General features: G+C 70.6%; 19 protein-coding genes. 13 read left to right on the plus strand and 6 right to left on the minus strand.

Annotated elements, in window-relative coordinates:
- Positions 1-33 precede the first annotated feature (33 nt).
- From G3I78_RS00405 to G3I78_RS00420, 4 genes are all read left to right on the plus strand, one after another.
- Positions 34-2013, plus strand: coding sequence for an ABC transporter ATP-binding protein (locus tag G3I78_RS00405; protein WP_164420679.1), 1980 nt, complete (start codon positions 34-36; stop codon positions 2011-2013).
- Positions 2014-2175: 162 nt separating this feature from the next.
- A complete protein-coding gene (locus G3I78_RS00410; RefSeq protein ID WP_164420680.1) occupies positions 2176-3063 on the plus strand; it encodes a FadR/GntR family transcriptional regulator in 888 nt (295 codons plus the stop codon).
- 428 nt (positions 3064-3491) lie between these two features.
- Positions 3492-5033, plus strand: coding sequence for an RNA polymerase sigma factor (locus G3I78_RS00415; RefSeq protein ID WP_164420681.1), 1542 nt, complete (start codon positions 3492-3494; stop codon positions 5031-5033).
- Positions 5034-5164: 131 nt separating this feature from the next.
- Complete coding sequence (locus G3I78_RS00420; RefSeq protein WP_164420682.1) at positions 5165-6049, plus strand: serine protease; 885 nt, start codon at positions 5165-5167, stop codon at positions 6047-6049.
- A 104-nt stretch (positions 6050-6153) separates the two neighbouring features.
- Here the strand turns inward: G3I78_RS00420 and G3I78_RS00425 are convergent, their stop codons facing one another.
- Positions 6154-6384, minus strand: a complete 231-nt coding sequence (locus G3I78_RS00425; RefSeq protein WP_030945102.1) for a hypothetical protein — start codon at positions 6382-6384, stop codon at positions 6154-6156.
- Positions 6385-6827: 443 nt separating this feature from the next.
- On the opposite strand from G3I78_RS00425, the gene G3I78_RS00430 reads away from it, so the two are divergent.
- The 6 genes from G3I78_RS00430 (at position 6828) to G3I78_RS00455 (ending at position 13799) form a co-directional block, all read left to right on the plus strand.
- The gene (locus G3I78_RS00430) at positions 6828-8951 is read left to right on the plus strand and encodes a DNA topoisomerase IV subunit B (protein ID WP_164420683.1); all 2124 of its coding nucleotides are present in this window, start codon (positions 6828-6830) and stop codon (positions 8949-8951) included.
- Positions 8952-9224: 273 nt separating this feature from the next.
- Positions 9225-9749, plus strand: coding sequence for a DUF1453 domain-containing protein (locus G3I78_RS00435; RefSeq protein ID WP_164420684.1), 525 nt, complete (start codon positions 9225-9227; stop codon positions 9747-9749).
- Positions 9746-10897, plus strand: coding sequence for a histidine kinase (locus G3I78_RS00440; RefSeq protein ID WP_164420685.1), 1152 nt, complete (start codon positions 9746-9748; stop codon positions 10895-10897). The genes G3I78_RS00435 and G3I78_RS00440 overlap by 4 nt, the downstream gene beginning before the upstream one ends.
- The gene (locus tag G3I78_RS00445) at positions 10894-11586 is read left to right on the plus strand and encodes a response regulator transcription factor (protein WP_164420686.1); all 693 of its coding nucleotides are present in this window, start codon (positions 10894-10896) and stop codon (positions 11584-11586) included. Before G3I78_RS00440 ends, G3I78_RS00445 begins: the two co-directional genes overlap by 4 nt.
- A gap of 60 nt (positions 11587-11646) precedes the next feature.
- The gene (locus G3I78_RS00450) at positions 11647-12210 is read left to right on the plus strand and encodes a DUF485 domain-containing protein (protein WP_164420687.1); all 564 of its coding nucleotides are present in this window, start codon (positions 11647-11649) and stop codon (positions 12208-12210) included.
- On the plus strand, positions 12207-13799 hold the full coding sequence (locus G3I78_RS00455) for a cation acetate symporter (RefSeq protein ID WP_164420688.1): 1593 nt from the start codon (positions 12207-12209) through the stop codon (positions 13797-13799). The genes G3I78_RS00450 and G3I78_RS00455 overlap by 4 nt, the downstream gene beginning before the upstream one ends.
- Before the next feature lie 142 nt (positions 13800-13941).
- On the opposite strand, the gene G3I78_RS00460 is transcribed toward G3I78_RS00455, so the two are convergent.
- Positions 13942-14637, minus strand: coding sequence for a response regulator (locus tag G3I78_RS00460; protein WP_164420689.1), 696 nt, complete (start codon positions 14635-14637; stop codon positions 13942-13944).
- A 161-nt stretch (positions 14638-14798) separates the two neighbouring features.
- Here G3I78_RS00460 and G3I78_RS00465 point away from each other — a divergent pair, with 161 nt between their 5' ends.
- The 3 genes from G3I78_RS00465 to G3I78_RS00475 all read left to right on the plus strand — a co-directional run bounded on the left by G3I78_RS00465 (position 14799) and on the right by G3I78_RS00475 (position 17814).
- Positions 14799-15614, plus strand: coding sequence for an ABC transporter ATP-binding protein (locus G3I78_RS00465; protein WP_164420690.1), 816 nt, complete (start codon positions 14799-14801; stop codon positions 15612-15614).
- Positions 15604-16470, plus strand: a complete 867-nt coding sequence (locus G3I78_RS00470) for an ABC transporter permease (protein WP_164420691.1) — start codon at positions 15604-15606, stop codon at positions 16468-16470. The genes G3I78_RS00465 and G3I78_RS00470 overlap by 11 nt, the downstream gene beginning before the upstream one ends.
- A gap of 273 nt (positions 16471-16743) precedes the next feature.
- Positions 16744-17814, plus strand: a complete 1071-nt coding sequence (locus G3I78_RS00475) for an ABC transporter substrate-binding protein (RefSeq protein WP_164420692.1) — start codon at positions 16744-16746, stop codon at positions 17812-17814.
- Positions 17815-17829: 15 nt separating this feature from the next.
- Here the strand turns inward: G3I78_RS00475 and G3I78_RS00480 are convergent, their stop codons facing one another.
- From G3I78_RS00480 to G3I78_RS00495, 4 genes are all read right to left on the minus strand, one after another.
- Positions 17830-18510: a response regulator gene (locus G3I78_RS00480; protein WP_164420693.1), complete on the minus strand. Its 681-nt coding sequence runs from the start codon at positions 18508-18510 to the stop codon at positions 17830-17832.
- On the minus strand, positions 18510-20207 hold the full coding sequence (locus G3I78_RS00485) for a sensor histidine kinase (RefSeq protein ID WP_164420694.1): 1698 nt from the start codon (positions 20205-20207) through the stop codon (positions 18510-18512). Before G3I78_RS00485 ends, G3I78_RS00480 begins: the two co-directional genes overlap by 1 nt.
- 90 nt (positions 20208-20297) lie before the next feature.
- The gene (locus G3I78_RS00490; protein ID WP_164420695.1) at positions 20298-21242 is read right to left on the minus strand and encodes a sucrase/ferredoxin-like family protein; all 945 of its coding nucleotides are present in this window, start codon (positions 21240-21242) and stop codon (positions 20298-20300) included.
- A 52-nt stretch (positions 21243-21294) separates the two neighbouring features.
- Positions 21295-22557, minus strand: coding sequence for a citrate synthase (locus G3I78_RS00495; RefSeq protein WP_164420696.1), 1263 nt, complete (start codon positions 22555-22557; stop codon positions 21295-21297).
- Between the last annotated feature and the right edge of the window lie 3 nt (positions 22558-22560).

Below are 22560 nucleotides of genomic sequence, written 5' to 3' on the forward strand. Positions count from 1 at the left end.
GAAAACCGGACATAACGCGCTATCTTGCTACGGGTGATCCAGGCCTTCGGACTGACCAGCAACTCCCGCAAGGACCTCCCGCCCGCGGTCGACGACGTGTCCTTCGAAGCGCGAGCGGGACGCGTCACCGCCCTCCTCGGAGCGTCGGGCGCGGGCAAGACGACGGCGCTCAGACTGATGCTCGAACTCCAACATGGCCGTGGCATCACCTACTTCAGAGGCCGCCCCCTGCACCGCATCGCCCACCCCTCGCGCGAGGTCGGCGTGCTAATGGGGGATGTGCCGGGCCATCCCGCGCGCTCCGTGCGTGGCCATCTGCGCATGCTCTGTGCCGCGACGGGCGTTCCGGTCCGGCGTGCCGACGAGGTGCTCGAAGTGGTGGGCCTCGTCAGCCTGCGCGACGAGCGGCTCGGCACCCTGTCGCGCGGCATGGACCGTCGCCTCGGCCTGGCCTGCGCTCTGTTGTCGGACCCGCACACCCTCGTGCTGGACGATCCCGCCGACGGGCTCTCCACCCGTGAGAGCCACTGGCTGCACGGCATGCTGCGCGCGCACGCCGCCCAGGGCGGCACGGTCCTGTTCACCACGCCCGAGCCCAAGGAGGCCGCGCGCGCAGCCGATCGTGTCATCACCCTGGAGCAGGGCAGACTCGCGGCCGACCAGGAGGCCGGGGAGTTCGCCCGGACCAGGCTGCGCCCCCGCGTCGCCGTCCGCACCCCGCATGCCGCCCGCCTCGCCGCCCTGCTCGCCAAGGAGGCCCGCACGGCACACCGCTCCGTCGAAGTCGTCCGGGACGGCGGCAACCGGCTGTCCGTGTACGGCAGTACATGCGCCGACGTCGGCGAGACTGCCTTCCGCCACGGCATCCTCGTCCATCAACTCGCGGACGAGGTCGGAGACATGGGGCCGGGCGCGGGGCCGCTTCCCGGGGAGCCGGCCCAGGGCTCATGGCCGGGGGCTGGTGAGGGCATCGAGGCCGGGGCGTCGGCAGCGCTGTCGGGGGCTGTGGCGGTCGTGCAGGGCGGTCAGAGGTCGCCTGCCGAACGCGAACCGGAGGCGCGTGGCGCTCAGCCGGAGCGGGAGAGCCCGGGTGCGTGCCGCGACGATGAGGCGGTGCGCGGAAGCGGGGACACCTTTGAGGCTCCGGCGGCCCGCAGCGGTCGTACGACTTCGGTCTCCGTAGCGGTCCCCAAGGTCACCGCCCCGCTGTCCCCCCTCCCGCCCCCCATCTCCGTGAGATCGGCGCCCAGTCCGCTGCGCCCCCTGCGCTACGAGCTGCGGCGGGCCGCGGGGGTGGGGACCGGGTTCCTCACCGGTGCTGTCGTTCTCGTCGTGTCCGCCCTCATCGCCGTACTCCTGGCCAGAGTCGGTCACACCCCGCAGCCGCGACTGCTGGCCGCGTGGCCCAGGGAGCTGCCGCTGCCGCCCGCGGCGCTCGGGGCCGGGCTGCTCGGGGCGCTCGCGTTCGGCGACGAGTTCCGCCACCCCGCCCTGGCCGCGGACCGCGGCACCGTGCCCCGTCGGCTGGGGCTGCTCGCCGCGAAACTCGTCGTCGCCGCTGCCACCGCGCTGACACTGGCCTTTCTCACGCTGGGCTGCGACGCCGAAGTGCTCTATCTCGTCTACGGACGAGAGCTCACGGAAGTTCCCGCCGACTGGTTGTCGCTGAGCGCGAGTTGGTTCGGACTCGTGGTCGGCTGCGCATGGGCCGGGGTCCTGGCCGCCGGCACCTTCCGGTCCACCACGGCCGGGCTCGCGGCGGTGGTCGCCGTACCTGTCGTCGTCGTACCCCTTGTACAGAAGGCGCTGGAAGGGGCTTCCCTGCGGGCTGCGGCCGGGCTTCCCGCGCGGTTGCGGGAGGTGTTCCTGCTGCAGTGGCCCTTCGGTGGAGAGCGCTATCTGGCCGGAGCGGTGCGGGTGATCGCCCAACCTGTGGGCGGCGCGCTGACGTTGTCGCTGACTGCCCTGGTGTGCGCGTATCTGCTCACCGGCCTGCGCAGCAGGGTCCGATGACGACCGTCCGTGCGCTTCCGGTCCCGACCTGCGCACAACTCCCCGACGAAAGCGCATTTCTTTCCGATAAGGCGTCAATTGCGACGGGGTGAGCGATCACCCTTTCGTGTGCTTTTCACCAAAGACCTCAAGGGAGTTGGGGACGGCGCCGACAAAGGATCCGTGAGTACCCTTGCGCACACCATGATGACCGCCGCCCGCTCCGCCGACTCCGGTCTGGCCGGCCCGGGCGAACTCGACCGCTACCCCTACGCCGAGGCCCCGGCCCCCGACCGCGTCGGATCCCCCATCTGGGACGCGGTGGACCCGGAGCTGGGCCGCGTGGGCCGACGTGCCGCAGGAAGCCGCGGGCGCGGACTGCACGGCCAACTCGTCCAGCAGTTGGGCCAGATGATCGTCTCCGGTGACCTGGGCGCCGACCGGCCGCTGGTGCCCGAGGAGATCGGCCAGCGCTTCGAGGTCTCCCGCACTGTCGTCCGCGAGTCGCTCCGTGTGCTGGAGGCCAAGGGACTGGTCAGCGCCCGCCCGAACGTCGGCACGCGCGTGCGTCCCGTCAGCGACTGGAACCTCCTGGACCCGGACATCATCGAATGGCGGGCCTTCGGACCGCAGCGCGACGACCAGCGCCGTGAGCTGAGCGAGCTGCGCTGGACGATCGAGCCGCTCGCCGCGCGGCTGGCCGCCGGGCACGGCCGTGAGGACGTTCAGCAGCGTCTCGGCGACATGGTCGAGATCATGGGACACGCCATGGGCCAGGGTGACGCGCTCACCTTTTCCCGTGCCGACGCCGAGTTCCACTCCCTGCTGATCCAGCTCGCGGGCAACCGCATGCTGGAGCATCTCTCGGGGATCGTCTCGGCCGCCCTTCAGGTCTCCGGCGGGCCCGTCACCGGCTGTGACCGGCCGAACGAGTCGTCGCTGGCGCACCACGGCCGGATCGCCGACGCCCTCGCCGCCGGTGACGGATCGGCGGCCGAGAACGCCATGCGTCAACTGCTCACCGTCCACCCCGAGGTGGAGCGCGTGGTGCCCGCCCCGCGCGAGCACTGACCGCGCACCGCGGGCGGCCCGGCCGGAGGTGTCCTTCCCCTCCTGCGGCATCGTCCGGCCGCCGAACCGCCTCCGTCGGACCCCGCAGGATCCTCGGCGACCCTGCGGGGTCCGACGGCGCGGCGTGGTGGCGGCGTCCGTCGAGCGCTGCTGGTCGACACGGTCACTGACCTCCTCTGCCCGTGTCTGACCGATTTTGAGCGCTTACGGGGTGTGACTCGGGCCACGCAGATTGGGCGTAACGCTCGCGGGAGCAGCGCGATGACCTAAGAGGTGACAGCCGCGGAGGGAATACGGACGCCGTTTCAGGCGCTGTGCATCTTCCCGGCCCCCGCCCGCGCCGTCGGCCCCTTCCCAGGCCGGTGGTCGGCTCCTGTCCGTCCTGGACGGGGCCGGAAGCCGTTTTCCAACGTTCCGAGAGGTTGTTCGTGTCGGCCAGCACATCCCGTACGCTCCCGCCGGAGATCGCCGAGTCCGTCTCTGTCATGGCTCTCATTGAGCGGGGAAAGGCTGAGGGGCAGATCGCCGGCGACGACGTGCGTCGGGCCTTCGAAGCTGACCAGATTCCGGCCACTCAGTGGAAGAACGTACTGCGCAGCCTCAACCAGATCCTCGAGGAAGAGGGTGTGACGCTGATGGTCAGTGCCGCGGAGCCCAAGCGCACCCGAAAGAGCGTCGCAGCGAAGAGTCCGGCCAAGCGCACCGCCACCAAGACGGTCGCGGCGAAGACGGTGACCACGAAGAAGGCCACCGCCACCGCCACCCCGGCGGCTCCCACCGCTGAGCCCGCCGTCGAGGGCGAGACGCCCGCGAAGCCCGTCGCCAAGAAGGCTGTCGCCACGAAGAAGGCGGCCGCGAAGAAGACGGTCGCCACCAAGAAGACCGCGGCGGCAGCCAAGAAGACGGCTGCCAAGAAGGACGACGCTGAGGGCGTCGAGGACGAGGTCCTCGAGGAGATCAAGCCCGGCGAAGAGGAAGAGGAAGGGGCCGAGAACAAGGGCTTCGTCCTCTCCGACGACGACGAGGACGACGCACCGGCCCAGCAGGTCGCCGTCGCCGGTGCCACCGCCGACCCGGTCAAGGACTACCTCAAGCAGATCGGCAAGGTCCCGCTGCTCAACGCCGAGCAGGAGGTCGAGCTCGCCAAGCGCATCGAGGCCGGTCTGTTCGCCGAGGACAAGCTGGCCAACGCCGACAAGCTGGCCCCCAAGCTCAAGCGCGAGCTGGAGATCATCGCCGAGGACGGCCGCCGCGCCAAGAACCACCTCCTGGAGGCCAACCTCCGTCTGGTGGTCTCCCTGGCCAAGCGCTACACCGGCCGCGGCATGCTGTTCCTGGACCTGATCCAGGAGGGCAACCTCGGTCTGATCCGCGCGGTCGAGAAGTTCGACTACACCAAGGGCTACAAGTTCTCCACGTACGCCACCTGGTGGATCCGTCAGGCGATCACCCGCGCCATGGCCGACCAGGCCCGCACCATCCGTATCCCGGTGCACATGGTCGAGGTCATCAACAAGCTCGCGCGCGTGCAGCGCCAGATGCTCCAGGACCTGGGCCGCGAGCCCACCCCGGAGGAGCTGGCCAAGGAACTCGACATGACCCCCGAGAAGGTCATCGAGGTCCAGAAGTACGGCCGCGAGCCCATCTCGCTGCACACCCCGCTGGGCGAGGACGGCGACAGCGAGTTCGGTGACCTCATCGAGGACTCCGAGGCGGTCGTCCCGGCCGACGCGGTCAGCTTCACGCTCCTGCAGGAGCAGCTCCACTCCGTGCTCGACACCCTGTCCGAGCGCGAGGCGGGCGTCGTCTCCATGCGCTTCGGTCTCACCGACGGTCAGCCGAAGACCCTCGACGAGATCGGCAAGGTCTACGGCGTCACGCGTGAGCGCATCCGCCAGATCGAGTCGAAGACCATGTCGAAGCTGCGCCACCCGTCGCGTTCGCAGGTGCTGCGCGACTACCTCGACTAGGTCGTAGTCGTACGACGTCGAAGGCCCGGTCCCTCTCCAGGGGCCGGGCCTTCGTGCTGCTTCGTGCTGCGCGCGCGTGTGCTCTGCATGACTCTGGGTGTCCGATCACCACCCTTGAGTGAGGAGTGTGCATGCGTAGTCCCCTTGCCCGGGCGCTGGCCCGGCCGCTGGTTCTGGCGGCCGTGGCGGCGGCCATACCGTTGGTGTCGGCCGCCCCTGTGGCCGCCGACAGCATTGTCGTCGGGGGCTTCCCGGTCGATGTGTCCAAGGCGCCATGGACGGTGGCGCTGTCCAGCCGTGACCGGTTCGGGGGTACGCGCGCCGGGCAGTTCTGCGGCGGTGTGGCCGTCGGCCCGACCACCGTGCTCACCGCGGCCCACTGCATGGGCGAGGACGTCCTGGGGGCGCCGCCCGGCCAGGTCCGTGACCTCAGGGTCCTCGCGGGCCGTACGGAGCTGCTCTCGGACCAGGGAGCGGAGATCGCCGTACGCGGGGTCTGGGTGAACCCGGGCTACGACCCGGAGACCAACGCGGGCGACTTCGCCGTCCTCACCCTCGCCGGGGCGCTGCCGCAGAACTCGGTCATCGCCATGGCGGCCGACGGCGATTCCGCGTACGTGCCGGGAACCCGCGCCACGGTGTACGGCTGGGGCGATGTCACGGGCGGTGGCGACTATGCGCGCAGTCTGCGGGCGGCACGCGTGCACGTGCTGTCCGACGCGCGTTGCGAGACGGCCTATCCGGGCAACGCCGACGGCACCTATCGCGCCGACAGCATGCTGTGCGCCGGGGAGGAGCGGGGCGGCCGCGACTCCTGCCAGGGCGACAGCGGAGGCCCGCTGGTCGCTCAGGGGAAGCTGATCGGGCTCGTGTCCTGGGGCAGCGGCTGCGGGCGGGCCGGCTGGCCCGGTGTCTACGCCCGTGTGTCCGATGTCATGCGGACCCTGGGCTGGGACGGCCGCAACGGGGCCGAGCGGGGTGTCACGGGATCACCTGAGGGCGTCCCCGGGCGCTGAGCGGCCTCTGTAGGTCATGAGCGAGGGCGGTCCTCCCTGTTCCCAGGGACGACCGCCCTCCTGCCGGCCTGTGCCGGAGCTGGCTCGTCGTGGAACGCGAGGTGTCAGCGCTCTTCTTCCGAGGCGGATGCAGGAACGGACGTCAGCCGCTCCGTCTCGTCCTGTATCTCAGCGGCGATCTTCTTGAGTTCCGGCTCGAACTTGCGACCGTGGTGGGCGCAGAAGAGCAGTTCTCCACCGCTGAGCAGCACGACGCGCACGTACGCCTGGGCGCCGCAGCGGTCGCAGCGGTCAGCGGCCGTCAGCGGGCTCGCGGGGGTCAGAACAGTAGTCACGTCGCCTCTTCTCTAGCTCGACGAGCTGTCGTACCAGGGTCAACATCCAACCAGCCCCAAAACGTTCCCGCTCGCGGCTTCACCCAGAGAGAAATTTTTCCGGGGCGGTCGGCTGCTGCCGGGTTGGCGGCGAATGTGCCGTATTGCGTGTCTCTGTGTCTTACGGTTTCGCACTGTCGGTCAAGGTCTGTCCTCCCGGCTGGGTTGCCGGTTGTTCATGAGGACGTGCCCGGAGCCTAAATGGTTCATGCCTGTAAGGGAACGTGATATGTACTTCACCCCATTGAGGGATCGAACAGGTATGCGACTCTGGACTAGTCTGTGTTCCGCACGAGGGTGGCGTTACAACGGCTCTACCAGGCCTCGGTACCCTCTTGGCGGCGACCGAAGCCGCGCCCTTACCCAGAAGGGCCTCACCTGAAATTCAGCGAGGAGCGAACCGCGTGACCGCCGAGACGTCCGTGCCGTCCACAGCGCTGCTGGCAGGAGCAGACCGGGACGGTTCCAACTACACCGCGCGGCACCTGCTCGTCCTCGAGGGACTCGAGGCCGTGCGGAAGCGCCCGGGCATGTACATCGGGTCGACCGACAGCCGCGGTCTGATGCACTGCCTGTGGGAGATCATCGACAACTCCGTCGACGAGGCCCTGGGCGGGTACTGCGACCACATCGAGGTGATCCTCCACGACGACGCCTCCGTGGAGGTCCGGGACAACGGCCGGGGCATCCCGGTCGACGTCGAGCCCAAGACCGGCCTGTCCGGTGTCGAGGTCGTCATGACCAAGCTGCACGCCGGCGGCAAGTTCGGCGGCGGCTCGTACGCCGCCTCCGGCGGTCTGCACGGCGTGGGCGCCTCCGTGGTGAACGCCCTGTCCGCCCGGCTGGACGTCGAGGTGGACCGTAGCGGCCACACGCACGCGATCAGCTTCCGGCGCGGTGTGCCGGGTGCCTTCACGGCGAACGGCCCCGACGCCAAGTTCGACGCCACGAGCGGGCTGCGCAAGGCCAAGCGGATCCCCAAGACCCGCACCGGCACCCGCGTGCGTTACTGGGCCGACCGCCAGATCTTCCTCAAGGACGCCAAGCTCTCCCTGGAGCACCTCCACCAGCGGGCGCGCCAGACCGCGTTCCTGGTGCCCGGCCTGACCATCGTCGTCCGCGACGAGTTCGGCCTGGGCGAGGGCGGCAGCAAGGGCGAGGAGTCCTTCCGCTTCGACGGCGGCATCAGCGAGTTCTGCGAGTACCTGGCCACCGACAAGCCGGTCAACGACGTCCTCCGCTTCTCCGGTCAGGGCACCTTCAAGGAGACGGTGCCGGTCCTGGACGAGCACGGGCAGATGACGCCCACGCAGGTCACCCGTGAGCTCGACGTGGATGTCGCGATGCGGTGGGGCACGGGCTACGACACGACCCTGAAGTCGTTCGTGAACATCATCGCCACGCCCAAGGGCGGCACCCATGTCGCAGGCTTCGAGACGGCTGTCACCAGCACGATGAACGAAGTGCTGCGTGCCAAGAAGCTGCTCCGCGTCGCCGAGGACGACATCGTCAAGGACGACGCCCTCGAAGGCCTGACCGCGGTCGTGACCGTCCGGCTGGCCGAGCCCCAGTTCGAGGGCCAGACCAAGGAGGTGCTCGGCACCTCGGCGGCCCGCCGCATCGTGAACACCGTGATCTCCAGGGAGCTCAAGGCGTTCCTGACGTCCACCAAGCGGGACGCGGCGGCCCAGGCACGGGTCGTCATGGAGAAGGCGGTCGCCGCCGCGCGCACGCGTATCGCGGCCCGTCAGCACAAGGACGCTCAGCGCCGGAAGACGGCTCTGGAGTCCTCCTCGCTGCCCGCCAAGCTCGCCGACTGCCGCAGCGACGATGTCGACCGCAGCGAGCTGTTCATCGTCGAGGGAGATTCCGCGCTCGGCACCGCGAAGCTCGCGCGGAATTCCGAGTTCCAGGCCCTGCTGCCCATCCGCGGCAAGATCCTCAACGTCCAGAAGTCGTCCGTCACGGACATGCTGAAGAACGTCGAGTGCGGCGCCATCATCCAGGTCATAGGAGCGGGGTCCGGCCGGACCTTCGACATCGAAGCGGCCCGCTACGGCAAGATCATCATGATGACCGACGCCGACGTCGACGGCTCGCACATCCGGTGCCTGCTGCTGACGCTGTTCCAGCGGTACATGCGGCCGATGGTCGAGGCGGGACGGGTGTTCGCCGCGGTGCCGCCGCTGCACCGGATCGAGCTCGTCCAGCCCAAGAAGGGGCAGGACAAGTACGTCTACACGTACTCGGACCGGGAGCTGCGCGAGAAGCTGCTGGAGTTCCAGAGCAAGGGGGTCCGGTACAAGGACTCCATCCAGCGCTACAAGGGTCTGGGCGAGATGGACGCCGACCAGCTGGCCGAGACGACGATGGATCCGCGGCACCGGACGCTGCGGCGGATCAATCTCGCCGATCTGGAGTCGGCTGAGCAGGTGTTCGATCTGCTGATGGGGAACGACGTGGCGCCGCGGAAGGAGTTCATCTCGGGCTCGGCGGCGACGCTGGACCGGTCGCGGATCGACGCGTAGCCGCTGCGCTGGGCCGGGGCCGGGGTTCTTGCCGGCCTCGGCTTCGCCGTCGCCGGGTTGGTTCCCCGTTGGCGGCTGAAGCCCGGCGGCGGAGGAGTCGGCCCCTGACTGGTCGGGTCTGGGGCTCTCCACCCGTGGGTGGAGGGCTCGGCACCTTCGGAATCCACCCCTGATCCACCCCCGCTCCGATCTCCCCACCTGCGGATTTCCGTAGCTTCGAAGGTGTCGGCGGCATCCGCTGCCGGCAGACCTTCCTCGCTCACGGAGGCTGTGATGTCCGGGCTTGTCGACGCGTTGTTGATCGTGGTCGCGGTGGTCGTGGTGATCGCCCGGCAGTTCCGCGCGAGCCGGATCGACACCGGTGGGCGGTGGTGGCTGCTCCCCGTCGTCCTGGCCGTCGTCGCGCTCCGCGAGCCGGGTCTCGTGGATGCCCACCACCGCACGACGTCGATCCTCCTGCTCGCCGTCGAACTGCTCACCGGCCTCGCCATCGGCGCGGGCTGGGCCTGGACCAGCCGGATATGGACCGAGTCGGACGGCGCGGTGTGGAGCAAGAGCACCAAGGCGAGCGGGATCGTCTGGGGACTCGGTATCGGACTGCGTCTCGGCCTCTTCGGGCTCGGCGCACTGGTCGGAGTCCACCAGGACTCCTCCGCCCTGCTGCTCGCCCTGGCCGCCACGCTCCTGGTCCGCTCCGGAATCCTGGTCTGGCGCGCACGCTCACAGCACCCCGCCGCAGTGTCCGCCCCGGCGTACGGTGAGCCCATGTTCCGGTCCACGGGGAAGGAACGTGTGTGACGGACAACGCCTGGACCCGCTGGCCTTCCCGGGAGGCGCTGGGGCGTGAGGCGACCACGCGGCCCCGGCGACTGCTCGGCTGGATCGTGCGGACGACAGTGCTCGCCATGCTCCTGTGGGGCGCCTTCAGAAGCAATCACGTGCACGGCTGGGGTGTGCTCGGGGCGGTGGCGGGGATCCTCCTCGCCGGGGCTGCCGCCTGGGCCGTCTTCCGGACCACTCTGGCGCACCGGCTCTGGCCCTCCATGGCGCTCTACGGAGTCCTGCTGGCCATCGCGGTCACCGCCCAGACCGCCGGCTTCACGGTCGTCTCCCTCGTCCTGTGGTGCGGGTGCGCGGTCACCGCTCTGGAACGGCTGCCCATGGCCGCCGCCGTGCCGGTCACCGTGGTCGCCCTCGCCCTGTACGCCGCGGTCAACGACGACGTGTGGCTGACCACCGTGGCCACGACGGCCGGGCTCGCGCTGGCCGGCTACGTCCTGCGGCTGGACGCGGAGGCCCGGGGCAGCGCCCAGCGGCTGCTCGCCCAGGAGCGGGCCGCGCGGGCGGCCGAGGCGGAGTCGGCGGCGCTCGCCGAGCGGGCCCGGATCGCGCGGGAGATCCACGACGTGCTGGCCCACAGCCTCTCGGCCCAGCTCGTGCACCTGGAGGCGGCCCGGCTGCTGATCGAGCGGGGCGCGGACCGGGACCAGATCCTCGAAAGGGTGGTGGCGGCACGGGGGATGGCCCGTGACGGTCTCTCCGAGACCAGGCAGGCACTGTCGGCCCTGCGCGGGGAGATGACCCCGCTGGAGGACTTCCTCAGGCAGCTCGTGGGCGCGGCCGACGGAGCCGAGGCCATCATTTCGGGTGAGCGCCGGCCGCTGTCGGTCGAGGCGTCGCAGGCTGTGCGCCGGGTCGCCCAGGAGGCCCTGACCAACGTCCGCAAACACGCGCCGGGGGCCAAGGTGGGGCTGCGGCTGGAGTACGGCGAGGACCAGGTGACGCTGGTGGTGCGGGACTCGGGAGGTTCGCCGGGCGAACTCACCGCCACCGGCGGCGGGTACGGTCTGCTGGGGATGCGGGAGCGCGCCGAACTGCTGGGCGGTTCGCTGGACGCCGGGCCGGACGACGAAGGGTTCGTGGTGACGTTGAAGGTGCCGGTATGACGGAAGGGGCGGAGACGAAGCCCGCGCGGGTGGTGGTCGCCGACGACCAGACCGTGGTTCGTGAGGGCATCGTGATGCTGCTGGGCCTGCTGTCCGGGATCGAGGTCGTGGGAGCCGCCGGGGACGGGGAGGAGGCCGTCCGACTGGTCGCCGAACTCGCCCCGGACGTGGTGTTGATGGACCTGCGCATGCCGCGCTGCGACGGCGTGGAGGCGACCCGGCGGATCCGGACCGAGCACCCGGGGACGCAGGTCGTGGTGCTGACGACGTACGCGGACGACGACTCGCTGTTCCCCGCGCTCAAGGCGGGGGCGCGCGGCTATCTCACCAAGGATGCGGGCGGCGACGAGATCGTGCGAGCCGTGCAGAGCGTGCTCTCCGGGGACGCGGGGCTCGCCCCGGGCATCCAACGGCGGTTGCTGGAGCGGCTGTCGGCCCCCGAGCCGTCTCAGCCGGTGTCGGCCGAGCCGCCGGACGGGCTGACCGCGCGGGAGGTCGAGGTGCTGGCGCTCATCGCCGAGGGGCTGAGCAACCAGGAGATCGCCCGGAAACTGCATGTCTCCACCGCGACGGTGAAGACGCACATCAACAACCTCTTCACCAAGACGGGACTCAAGGACCGTGCGCAGGCGGTGCGTTACGCCTATGCGAAGGGGCTTGTGCGGCCACCGACGGGAGGAATCACCTGATGGGGTGAAGCCCGTGGAGAAGAAGAGTCGAGGATCTTCCCGTTCTGTCCATCCTTGGGCATGCAGTCAAGCAACGCTCGTCCCCGCGGAGGCGGGGGTGATGCCGAGAGTTCGGTCGAGAAGCACGACGGTCACGATCTGGCCCGCGCCGAGGCGTCCACCGGTGTGAGGTACGACGATCCCTGGTACGACGCGCTCGCCTCCGGGTGGGGCGAGACGGGCGGTGACGCCACACCGGTGCCGCCGGTCGCGACGGCACGGGCGGAGCGTGAGGACCGGGCCGCGGCGGCGGCCGACGTGTACCTCGAAGTGCAGCGCAGCGCGGCTTTCCAGGAGGTGCGCAGCAGGTACCGGAGGTTCGTGGTGCCGGCGGGGATCGGGTTCTTCCTCTGGTACGTGGCCTATGTCGTGACGGCGACGAGCGCGCCGGGGCTGATGGCGAGGCCCGTGGCGGGTGCTGTCAACGTCGCGATGGTCGCAGGGCTCGGGCAGTTCCTCACCACCTTCCTGTTGACCTGGGCCTACGCCCGGCACGCGAGGCTGCGCAGGGACCGGGCCGCGCTCGAACTGCGGTGGGACACCCAGGAACTGACCCGCAGCGCCCGGGGCGGTGCGTCGTCGTGACGGGGGACCACCAGACTCTGGCGCTGCTGCTGTTCAGCGCGTTCGTCGCGGTCACGCTGGGGATCACGACCTGGGTGAGCCGCAACCGGCATGGTTCAGCGGAGGAGTTCTATGCGGGCGGCCGGCTGTTCTCGCCGATGGAGAATGGTTTTGCCATCGCGGGCGACTACATGTCGGCGGCGTCCTTCCTGGGGATCTCCGGGCTGATCGCGCTCTTCGGGTACGACGGGATGCTCTACTCGGTGGGCTTCCTCGTCGCCTGGCTGGTGGTGCTCTTCCTGGTCGCCGAACTCGTGCGCAACTGCGGGCGGTTCACGCTCGCCGACGTGGTCGCCGCGCGGATGAGTGAGCGGCCGGTACGGATCGCGGCGGGAACTTCCTCGGTCACCGTGTCCGTTCTGTATCTGGTGGCGCAGATGGTCGGGGCGGGCAGCCTGGTCGCGCTGCTGCTCGGCGGGACCAGCGAGGCGGCGCAGTCCTGGACCGTGATCGCCGTCGGGGCGCTCATGGTGATCTATGTGTCGCTGGGCGGGATGCGGGCCACCACCTGGATCCAGATCGTCAAGGCGGTCCTGCTGCTCGGCGGGACCATCGCGCTGACCGTGCTTGTACTGGTGCGGTTTCACGGCGACTTCGACCAGTTGCTGCTCACGGCGGCGGAGCGCAGTGGACACGGGCGGTCGTTCCTGGCACCGGGGCTGAAGTACGGCGGGGACTGGACGGCCCGGCTCGACTTCATCAGCCTGGGCCTCGCGCTGGTGCTGGGCACGGCGGGGCTGCCGCACATCCTGTCCCGCTTCTACACCGTGCCCACTGCGCGGGCGGCCCGGCGTTCGGTGGTCTGGTCGATCGGGCTCATCGGCGGGTTCTACCTGATGACGATCGTCCTCGGCTTCGGTGCCGCGGCGATCGTGGGACCCGAGGCCGTACGGGGGTCGAACGCCGCCGGGAACACGGCGGTTCCCCTCCTCGCCCTCGACCTGGGCGGAGGCGCCGACTCCACGGGCGGAACGGTTCTGTTCGCGATCGTCGCCGCCGTCGCCTTCGCCACGATCCTCGCCGTGGTCGCCGGCATCACGCTCGCCTCCTCCGCCTCCGTCGCCCACGATCTGTACGCCACACTGCGGCGCCGCCGGGCCAAGCCGCGCAGCGAGGTGGCCGTCGCCAGGACCGCCGCCGTCGGGATCGGAGTGATCGCGATCGCCCTCGGCCTGCTGGCCCGCGACCTCAACGTCGCCTTCCTGGTGGGCCTCGCCTTCGCGGTCGCCGCGTCCGCGAATCTGCCGGTGCTGCTCTACTCCCTGTTCTGGCGCGGCTTCACCACCCGGGGCGCCGTCTGGTCCGTGTACGGCGGACTGATCCCGGCGATGGCCCTGGTGCTGCTCTCGCCCGTGGTGTCCGGCAGCCCCGAATCGCTCTTCCCCGGCGTCGACTTCCAGTACTTCCCGTTGCAGAACCCGGGCCTGGTCTCCATCCCGCTGGGCTTCGCCGCGGGCTGGCTCGGCACGGTCACCTCCGCGGAGGTCGCCGACGAGGCCAAGCACGCCGAGACCGAGGTGCGGTCACTGACCGGGGCGGGGGCGGTGTAGGCGCGGGACGGCGATCGGGGGCTGCCTTCGTCGTCGTACGGCATGCGTCCGGTCGTACGGCAGCCGCCTGCAAGGCGTTTTCACCGAGAGCAGCGAACCAGAGAGCCGGGAGCGCGGGCGGCGGTGCGCGAGACGTTCGCGGTTAGGGCGCCACCCACGCGTACCGATGCTCCGGCCGGCCCGTGTCGCCGTATCTGAGGGTGAGGCGTAGGCGGCCCGCCTGTTCGAGGTGGCGTAGGTAGCGCTGGGCGGTGGAGCGGCTCAGGCCGGTCTCGGCGGCGACCTCGTGGGCGGACAGGGGGTGGTCGGCGTGGTGCAGGACGCGGCAGATGAGGTCTGTCGTGGGTTCCGAGTGGCCGCTGGGCAGGCCGGGGGAGGCCGGGACCGGTGTGGTGCGCAGGGCGCCGAAGATCCGGTCGACCTGTTCCTGGCCGGCGATGCCGCGCCCCGCGCCGACGCGGTCGACGGTGCGGCGCAGGGCGGCGTAGGAGTCCAGGCGGGTGCGCAGGGCCGCGAACGTGAACGGCTTGACCAGGTAGTGGAGGGCGCCCAGGCGCATCGCGGCCTGGACGGTCGCCACGTCGCCTGCTGCCGTGATCATGATGACGTCGGTGCCGTGTCCCTGTTCCCGCATGCGGTGGACGAGTTCGAGGCCCGTCTGGTCGGGCAGATAGTGGTCGAGCAGCGCCAGGTCGATGCCTCCGCGCTGGACGGCCGCCATGGCCTGGGCGGCGCTGTGCGCGCGGGCGGCCACCCGGAAGCCGGGAACCTTTCCCACGTACTTGGCGTTGATCTCGGCGACACGGAAGTCGTCGTCCACGACCAGGACGTCAATCATCGGGCCTCTTTCCCTCAAGGCCTGGAGGGCTTCGCGCCCATGTTTCGGCTTCGCTGTTGTAGCGCGAGCAAAACGAGCACAACAGGCCGTTGCAGGCAAAAGAACGGCATGTGCTCAGAAGGCTGATGCCGTGGCATGCGCCACATCTACCGTCCCCGGCCATGAGCGCAGACACCAGCCCCGCCATCGAGCTGCGGGGCGCGAGCAAGACGTTCCGGACCCCGTCAGGGGGTCTGCACACGGCCGTCAGGGGACTCGATCTCACGGTGGGCCGTGGGGAGTTCGTGGCGGTCGTCGGGCCCACGGGCTGTGGCAAGTCGACCACGTTGACCCTGGTCAGCGGGTTGGAGGAGCCCTCCGAGGGCGAGGTTCTCGCGGTCGGGGAGCCGGTTCGCGGAGTGGGGGACAAGGTCGGCTTCGTCTTCCAGCAGGACGCCACCTTCCCCTGGCGCACGGTTCTGTCCAACGTGATGGCCGGGCCCCGTTTCCGCGGGGTGCCCAAGGCCGAGGCGAAGGAGAAAGCGCGCGAGTGGCTGGCCCGTGTCGGGCTCGCCGCCTTCGAGGACCGTTACCCCCATCAGCTCTCCGGGGGTCAGCGCAAGCGGGTCGCGCTCGCCGCGACCTTCGTCAACGACCCCGAGATCCTGCTCATGGACGAGCCGTTCTCCGCGCTCGACGTGCAGACCCGGGCCCTGATGTCCGACGAACTCCTCGAACTGTGGGAGGGCACGGGCGCCTCCGTCGTCTTCGTCACCCACGACCTGGAGGAGTCCATCGCGCTGGCCGACAGGGTCGTCGTGATGACGGCCGGGCCCGCCACCGTCAAGCAGGTCTTCGACATCGACCTGCCGCGGCCGCGCAAGGTCGAGTCGGTGCGGCTGGAGCCGCGGTTCATCGAGATCTACCGCGAGATCTGGGAGTCGCTCGGTGAAGAGGTCCGCATCACCCGGGAGAGGAGTGCCGCCGATGTCGCCTGAGGTTCTCAGCACGCCCGTCGTGGACACGGTCAAGACGACGCCGGACCGCGCTCACTCACGCGCGCGTGCCGCACGTAGGCGCAGGATGTTCGTCTCACTCGCCCGAGTACTGCTTCTCGTCGCCGTCCTCGGTCTGTGGGAGGTGCTCTCCCGGGCCGAGGTCATCGATCCGTTCAACTTCTCCATGCCCTCGAAGATCTGGGACCAGATCTGGACATGGGTGACGCACGGGACCGCGCTCGGTTCGCTGGGCGAACAGATCTGGTACACGCTCTACGAGGCGCTGCTGGGCTGGGTCGTCGGTGTGGCCGCCGGTGTCGTCTTCGGTATTGCGCTGGGGCGGATCACCTTGCTCGCCGACATACTTGGTCCATACATCAAGGTGCTCAACTCGATACCCAGGATCGTCCTTGCACCCATCTTCGTGATCTGGTTCGGACTCGGACCGGCCTCCAAGGTGGCCTCCGCCGTCGTCCTGGTCTTCTTCCCGGTGTTCTTCAACGCCTTCCAGGGCGCCCGCGAAGTCGACCGCAACCTGGTCGCCAACGCCCGCATCCTCGGCGCGAGCGACCGCAGGGTGACGCTTCAGGTCGTCATCCCGTCCGCGACCTCGTGGATCTTCACCAGCCTGCATGTCAGCTTCGGCTTCGCCCTCATCGGCGCGATCGTCGGCGAGTACATCGGCGCGACCAAGGGCATCGGCCTGCTCGTCGCCCAGTCGCAGGGCACGTTCAACGCGGCCGGTGTGTACGCCGCGATGGTCATCCTCGCCGTCGTCGCACTCCTTGCCGAAGGGCTGCTCACCTTCGCCGAGCGCCGCATCTTCCGCTGGAAGCCGGCGAACTCCGACAGCTGAGGGCCTGCTCGACAGCTGAGGGCCTGCTCGGAAGTAGATGGCCTACTCGGCAGTCGGCGGCCGATCGGTACCTCGCGGCCTTCTCGGCAGCCGACAGCTGCTCGGCACCTTCGTGACTGCCGACAGCTTCTCCGCGCCCGGGTCCTTTCGACCGTCGGCAGCTTCTTCGCGCCCCGGCCCTTTCGACCGTCGACAGCTTCTTCGCGCCCCCGCCCTCTCGACCGCCGACAGCCCCTCGGCGACCTCTCCCCCTCTCACAAGGACGTGAACCCCATGCGCAAGACCGCCAGATACGCCTCCCTGGCCGCCGCCGGCCTGCTCGCCCTCTCCTCGCTCACCGCCTGTGCCAATGACGCCTCCAGTACGGCCTCGGCCGGCTCCGGCAGCAACGGTGACGGCAAGGGGACCAAGGTCAAGATCATGGTCGGTGGGCTCGACAAGGTCATCTACCTGCCCGCGATGCTGACCCAGCGGCTCGGCTACTTCGACTCCGAGGGGCTCGAAGTGGAGCTGCTGAGCGAGCCCGCCGGCGTCCAGGCCGAGACCGCGCTCGTCTCCGGTCAGGTCCAGGGGGCCGTCGGCTTCTACGACCACACCCTCGACCTCCAGGTGAAGGGCAAGGACGTGGAGTCGGTCGTGCAGTTCTCGCACGCGCCCGGCGAAGTGGAGATCGTGTCGACCAAGGCGGCCGGCGACATCACCTCGCCCAAGGACTTCAAGGGCAAGAAGCTCGGCGTCACGGGCCTCGGCTCCTCGACCGACTTCCTCACCAAGTACCTCGCCGTCAAGAACGGTGTGAAGGTCAGCGACTTCACGCCGGTCGCCGTGGGTGCGGGGCCGACGTTCGTCTCGGCGCTCCAGCAGGGCTCGATCGACGGCGGCATGACGACCGACCCGACCGTGGCGACCGTCCTGGACAAGAAGGCCGGCAAGATCCTCCTGGACATGCGCACGCCTCAGGGCTCCGACGAGGCGCTCGGTGGGCCGTATCCCTCGTCAAGCCTGTACATGCAGACGGACTGGGTCAACGGTCACAAGGAGACCGTCCAGAAGTTGGCCAATGCATTCGTCAAGACGCTCAAGTGGATGTCCACCCACAGCGCGACCCAGATCGCCGACAAGATGCCCGCCGACTACTCGCAGGGCAACAAGCTGCTCTACGCGGTGGCCATCAAGAACACGCTGCCTATGTTCACCAAGGACGGCGTGATGCCCGAGAACGGCCCCGAGACCGTCGAGAAGGTCCTCAAGGCGTTCAACCCCACCATCCAGAACGCCGACGTCGACCTGGACAAGACGTACACCACGGAGTTCGTCGAGAAGGCCGGGCAGAACGCCGGCTGAGCGCTAGGCACCTCCTCACGCGCGGGTCGCCCACACATAACGGTGTTCCGGGCGGCCCGCGTCGCCGTACTTGAGGGTCAGCCTGGCCCGCCCCGTGCGCTCCAGGAGCTTCAGATAGCGCTGGGCGGTCTGCCGGCTCACCCCCGTCCGGTCGGCGATCTCCTGGGCCGACAGAGGCCCTTCGGCGTTCATCAAGGACCTGCGGACGAGTTCCGCCGTGGTGGGGGAGTGCCCCTTGGGCAGGTCGGGCTCGGCGGGCGAGGACAGCGCGCCGAAGATGCGGTCGACCTCCGCCTGTTCCGCCTCACCGCCGCCGTCCAGGGTGCGGCGCAGCTCGGCGTATGCCTCCAGTCTGTCCCTGAGGCCCGCGAAGGCGAACGGTTTGACCAGGTACTGCAACGCCCCGTGCCGCATGGCCGCCTGTACGGTCGTCACGTCCCGCGCGGCCGTCACCATGATCACGTCGGTCTGGTGGCCGCGCCGACGCATCTCCTGGACGACCGCCAGGCCCGTCTCGTCGGGCAGGTAGTGGTCCATGAGGACCAGGTCGACGTGGGGCAGGGCCTCCAGCTGGCGCAGCGCGTCGGCGGCGCTGTGCGCCTCGCCGGCCACGCGGAAGCCGGGCACCTTCGCGACGTAGGCGGCGTTGACGCGCGCCACGCGGGTGTCGTCGTCCACGACCAGGACCTCGATCATCACGACTCCTCCTCGCCGGCGGTCCGCCGGACGTGCGGTGCGGTGAGAGCCGGCTGCGGCTCGGCCGGGTCGGTCGGTGCGTCGGGCAGGTCGGCCAGGGCGTCGGGCAGGACGACGGTGAACTCCGCGCCTCCGCCACCCGCCTCGCCTACGGTCGCGCTGCCGCCCTGGCGTTCGGCGAGCTTGCGCACCAGGGAGAGCCCGAGACCGCGGCCCCGGTGTGCCGGGGGCTCCTTGGTCGACCAGCCCTCGGTGAAGACCAGCTCCCGTTGCTCCTCCGGGATGCCGGGCCCGGTGTCGCGCACCGTGAGGACGGCCGTACGTCCTTCGGTGCGCAGCTCGACCTCCACGCGCGCGTGCGGTGCGCCGGCCGCGGCGTCCAGGGCGTTGTCCACGAGGTTGCCGACGATCGTGACCAGCCCGCTGGGATCGACCAGCCGGTCCGGCAGCCGGGTTCGGTCGGAGACCCACAGGGCGACCCCGCGCTCGGCCGCCACGGTCGCCTTGCCCACCAGCAGCGCGGCCAGCCGCGGGTCCTCGATCTTCTCGGTGACCTGTTCCGCGGTGGCCCGGTGGTCGCCGACGACCTCTCCGACGAACTCCACGGCGTCGTCGTACATCTCCAGCTCCAGCAGCCCCAGGAGCGTGTGCATCCGGTTGGCGTGCTCGTGGTCCTGGGCGCGCAGGGCGTCGATCAGACCGTGCGTGGAGTCCAGCTCCCGGCCGAGCTGCTCCAGCTCGGTGCGGTCGCGCAGGGTGGCCACCGCGCCGCCGTCGTCGGTGGGCATGCGATTGGCGACCAGGACCCGCTGGCCGCGCACGGTGACGAGGTCGGTGCCCGTCACCCGGCCGGCCAGTACGTCGGCGGTACGGCCGTCCCCGAGCGCCTCGTCGGGGGAGCGGCCGACGGCCTCGTCGCCGATGCCCAGCAGGCGCCGCGCCTCGTCGTTGAGCAGGCGGACCCGTCCCGCGCGGTCCAGGGCGACCACGCCCTCCCGGATGCCGTGCAGCATCGCCTCCCGTTCCGCGAGGAGCGCCGAGATATCGGAGAAGGCCAGGTCACGGGTCTGCCGCTGGACCCGGCGGGAGATCAGCCAGGCGGCCAGGGCGCCGAGGGCGAGGGCTCCGCCGGCGTACGCGAACAGTCCCGGGATCGCGTGGATCAGACGGGCCCGCACGCTGTCGTAGGCGATACCGACGGAGACCGCGCCGACGATCCTGTGCCGGCTGTCGTACAGCGGCACCTTCCCGCGCGCGGTGCGGCCCAGGGTGCCGCTGTCGATCTGCATGACCTCCTTGCCGGCCAGGGCCAGGCCGGGGTCGGTCGAGACGGTCCTGCCGACCTCGGTGCGGGTCGGGTGCGACCAGCGCACGCCCCGCCAGTCCATCACCACGACGTACTCGGCCCCGGTCGCCCTGCGGACCCGCTCCGCCTCCTGCTGGACGGGGCCACTGGGCAGCGGAGGGGTGTTCTTGACCTGGTCGGCGATCTGCGGACGGGCGGCGACGGTCTCGGCGATGGCGAGCGCCCGGCGCATGGCCTGGTCGTCCAGCTGGTTGCTCAGGGGGGCGAGGAACAGGCCGGTCGCGAGCACCACGACTCCCGCGGCGATCGCCAGCTGCATCAGGAGCACCTGCGAGAACGCCCGTCTGGGCAGTCCGAGGCGCAGACGGCGGGCGGGGGGAGTGCGGCTCATACCCATGACGGTACGTGGACGTGCCTGATCCGCCGCAGGGGGTGTGGCATGGATCTCTTGATCAACAAGTTGATCGGCTTGCCGGACCGGTCAACTCGCGAGCGCCGTCGTGGTCGTCAACTCGTGCACCGCCACCACATCCATGCGTGCGGGCGAGCCCAGCACCGACGCCCCGCAGCTCTCCGGGCGCGGCGGCAGGGACGCGGTCTGGGCCACGAGGACGCGCCAGCGGCGGCCGTCGGTGTGCGCGACGGTCACCTCCCAGTGCGGGGCCGCGCCCTCCGTGCGAACCACGGTCAGGGCCTCGGCCGCGTACTCGCCCGTCCCGGTCCGCACGGCGAGCTCCGCCGCCTGGCCGGGACGCTCCCAGGCGGAGTTCCCCCGGCACCCCTCGACCACGATCCGGCCCTCCTGGACGCTGTGCAGGACCTGCTTGACGGTGTGGGCCTCGGCGCGGCCGTAGGCGTAGCCGTACGGCAGCACGAGCAGCGTGGGGGAGAAGCGGTGACCACCCAGATGGGTGACCTCCCAGACGCCCTCGACCCCCGAGGCGGCCAATTCCGCGGCGAGCGGGCGCCCCAGGAGCGCGCAGCAGCGGTCCCGCTTGCCGTTGGTGCACACGAGCGCCAGCGGATCGCCGGTGTGGGGCCGTCCCCCGAGCACCGAGCCGAAGGAGGCGTGCTCACCCCTGCCGAGCGCGGTGAAGTCCAGGCCGAGCAGGTCCCGAGGGTCGCGGGTGGTCGCGCCGTGCAGCCAGACGTTCCCGGGCACGGTGTGGGCGACGTACACGCGGCGGGCGGTGGGCGTTCCGCTGTCGGCGTGCCGGCCGGGACGGCGGATGAGCGCGACGCGCACGCCCGTGTCCTTCGTGGCGGCTTCCAGGGCGCGGCCCAGGGCGGGGTCCAGGTGGCTCGAAGTGAGCGCCTTGGCGCCCCAGGGACCGGGCTGTTCCAGCAGCAGCCAGGTCCGCGCGGTGGCCGCGGTTCCGGAAACGGGCTCGTCGAGGTCGTGCGAGACCGTTGTACAGGTACTCACAGAGGTGAGCCTAACCTGACTCCGTGCGCGGCGACTTCCGGCCGCGCCCGTGTCAGGGCTCCGGCAGCGGCTGGGGCGGTTTGGGGCCCACGTAGATGCCGCTGGGGCGCATGCGCAGGGGGCGTTCGCCGTACTCCTCCAGGGCGTGGGCGATCCAGCCCGCCGTACGGGCGACGGCGAAGACCGTCTCGCCCGCTGTGGCCGGCATCCCGGAGGAGGCGGTGAGCACGGCGAGGGCCAGGTCCACGTTGGCGTGCAGGGGGGTGTGGCGGGCGGTGGTGGCCACGATGTCGCGGGCCGCGAGGAGGGCGGGCTCGGCGCGCGGGATGTCCTCCAGGAGCGTGAACAGGGCACGCGCGCGTGGGTCCTCGCCGGGGTAGAGCCGGTGTCCGAGGCCTGGGATGCGGCGGCCGGCCCGCAGTTCCTCCGCGATCACGGGGGCCGCGTCGCCCCGGTCGAGCACGTCGAGCAGCAGCTTGTGGGCGAGTCCGCTGGCCGCGCCGTGCAGGGGGCCCTCCAGGACGCCGAGCCCCGCGGAGACGGCCGCGTACGCGTGCGCGCGGGCCGACGCGGCGACACGGACCGCGAGCGTCGAGGCGGCGAGGTCGTGGTCGACGAGCAGGCCGAGCGCGGTGTCCAGGACGCGCAGGGACGTCTCGTCGGGCTTGCGGCCGGTGAGGCGGGTCCACAGCCGGTGGGCCAGGGGGCCGTCGTCGCGGCGGCGGTCGGGCAGCACGGGCGGCAGGGCGGCGACGAGCGTGGGGATGAGGGTGCGCGCGGTGCCGAGCACGGCCTCCTCGGAGAGGTCGAAGCGGAGCGGGTCCGCGGCCGCGGCGGCGATCGCGGCGACCCTCAACCGGTCGGTGGGGCCGGTGTGTTCGGGCAGCGAGTCCACCGCGCGGCGGGCGACGTCCACGGCGGCGTCGGGCGCGGTGAAGGTGACGCCGGGCCGCAGCCGGCCGGTCCAGAGCCACTCCGCGATCTCCTCGTAGGAGTGGCGCGCGGCGAGCTCGGTCGCGTCGACGCCCCGGAAGAAGTAGCGGTCCCGGTCGATGAACGTGACGCGGGTCCGTACGGACAGCTCGCCGCCCGATCCCGGACTCCCGCCGCTCTCGCGCCGGTTGCGCCGGGCGAGGGTCTCCACCTCCTTGGCGTCGAAGGTGCTGCCCCGGCCGCCGGGGACCCGCCTGCTGCTGAGCTGACCGCGGCTCACATAGGCGTAGACGGTCTCGGGCTTCACGCCCAGCAGCTCGGCGGCTTCCTTGGTGCTGAGCCGGTGGTCGGCGGGGCCGGGGAGGGGGGCTTGATCGCGCATAAG

The organism is Streptomyces sp. SID13726 (assembly GCF_010548375.1).
Lineage (GTDB): Bacteria > Actinomycetota > Actinomycetes > Streptomycetales > Streptomycetaceae > Streptomyces.

Excerpts from the sequence above, each read along its gene's own strand:
- G3I78_RS00420 (WP_164420682.1), top strand. The coding sequence starts at position 5,165 with ATGCGTAGTCCCCTTGCCCGGGCGCTGGCCCGGCCGCTGGTTCTGGCG.
- G3I78_RS00435 (WP_164420684.1), top strand. The coding sequence starts at position 9,225 with ATGTCCGGGCTTGTCGACGCGTTGTTGATCGTGGTCGCGGTGGTCGTG.
- G3I78_RS00445 (WP_164420686.1), top strand. The coding sequence starts at position 10,894 with ATGACGGAAGGGGCGGAGACGAAGCCCGCGCGGGTGGTGGTCGCCGAC.
- G3I78_RS00450 (WP_164420687.1), top strand. The coding sequence starts at position 11,647 with ATGCAGTCAAGCAACGCTCGTCCCCGCGGAGGCGGGGGTGATGCCGAG.
- G3I78_RS00460 (WP_164420689.1), bottom strand. The coding sequence starts at position 14,637 with ATGATTGACGTCCTGGTCGTGGACGACGACTTCCGTGTCGCCGAGATC.
- G3I78_RS00465 (WP_164420690.1), top strand. The coding sequence starts at position 14,799 with ATGAGCGCAGACACCAGCCCCGCCATCGAGCTGCGGGGCGCGAGCAAG.
- G3I78_RS00470 (WP_164420691.1), top strand. The coding sequence starts at position 15,604 with ATGTCGCCTGAGGTTCTCAGCACGCCCGTCGTGGACACGGTCAAGACG.
- G3I78_RS00475 (WP_164420692.1), top strand. The coding sequence starts at position 16,744 with ATGCGCAAGACCGCCAGATACGCCTCCCTGGCCGCCGCCGGCCTGCTC.
- G3I78_RS00480 (WP_164420693.1), bottom strand. The coding sequence starts at position 18,510 with ATGATCGAGGTCCTGGTCGTGGACGACGACACCCGCGTGGCGCGCGTC.
- G3I78_RS00485 (WP_164420694.1), bottom strand. The coding sequence starts at position 20,207 with ATGAGCCGCACTCCCCCCGCCCGCCGTCTGCGCCTCGGACTGCCCAGA.
- G3I78_RS00495 (WP_164420696.1), bottom strand. The coding sequence starts at position 22,557 with ATGCGCGATCAAGCCCCCCTCCCCGGCCCCGCCGACCACCGGCTCAGC.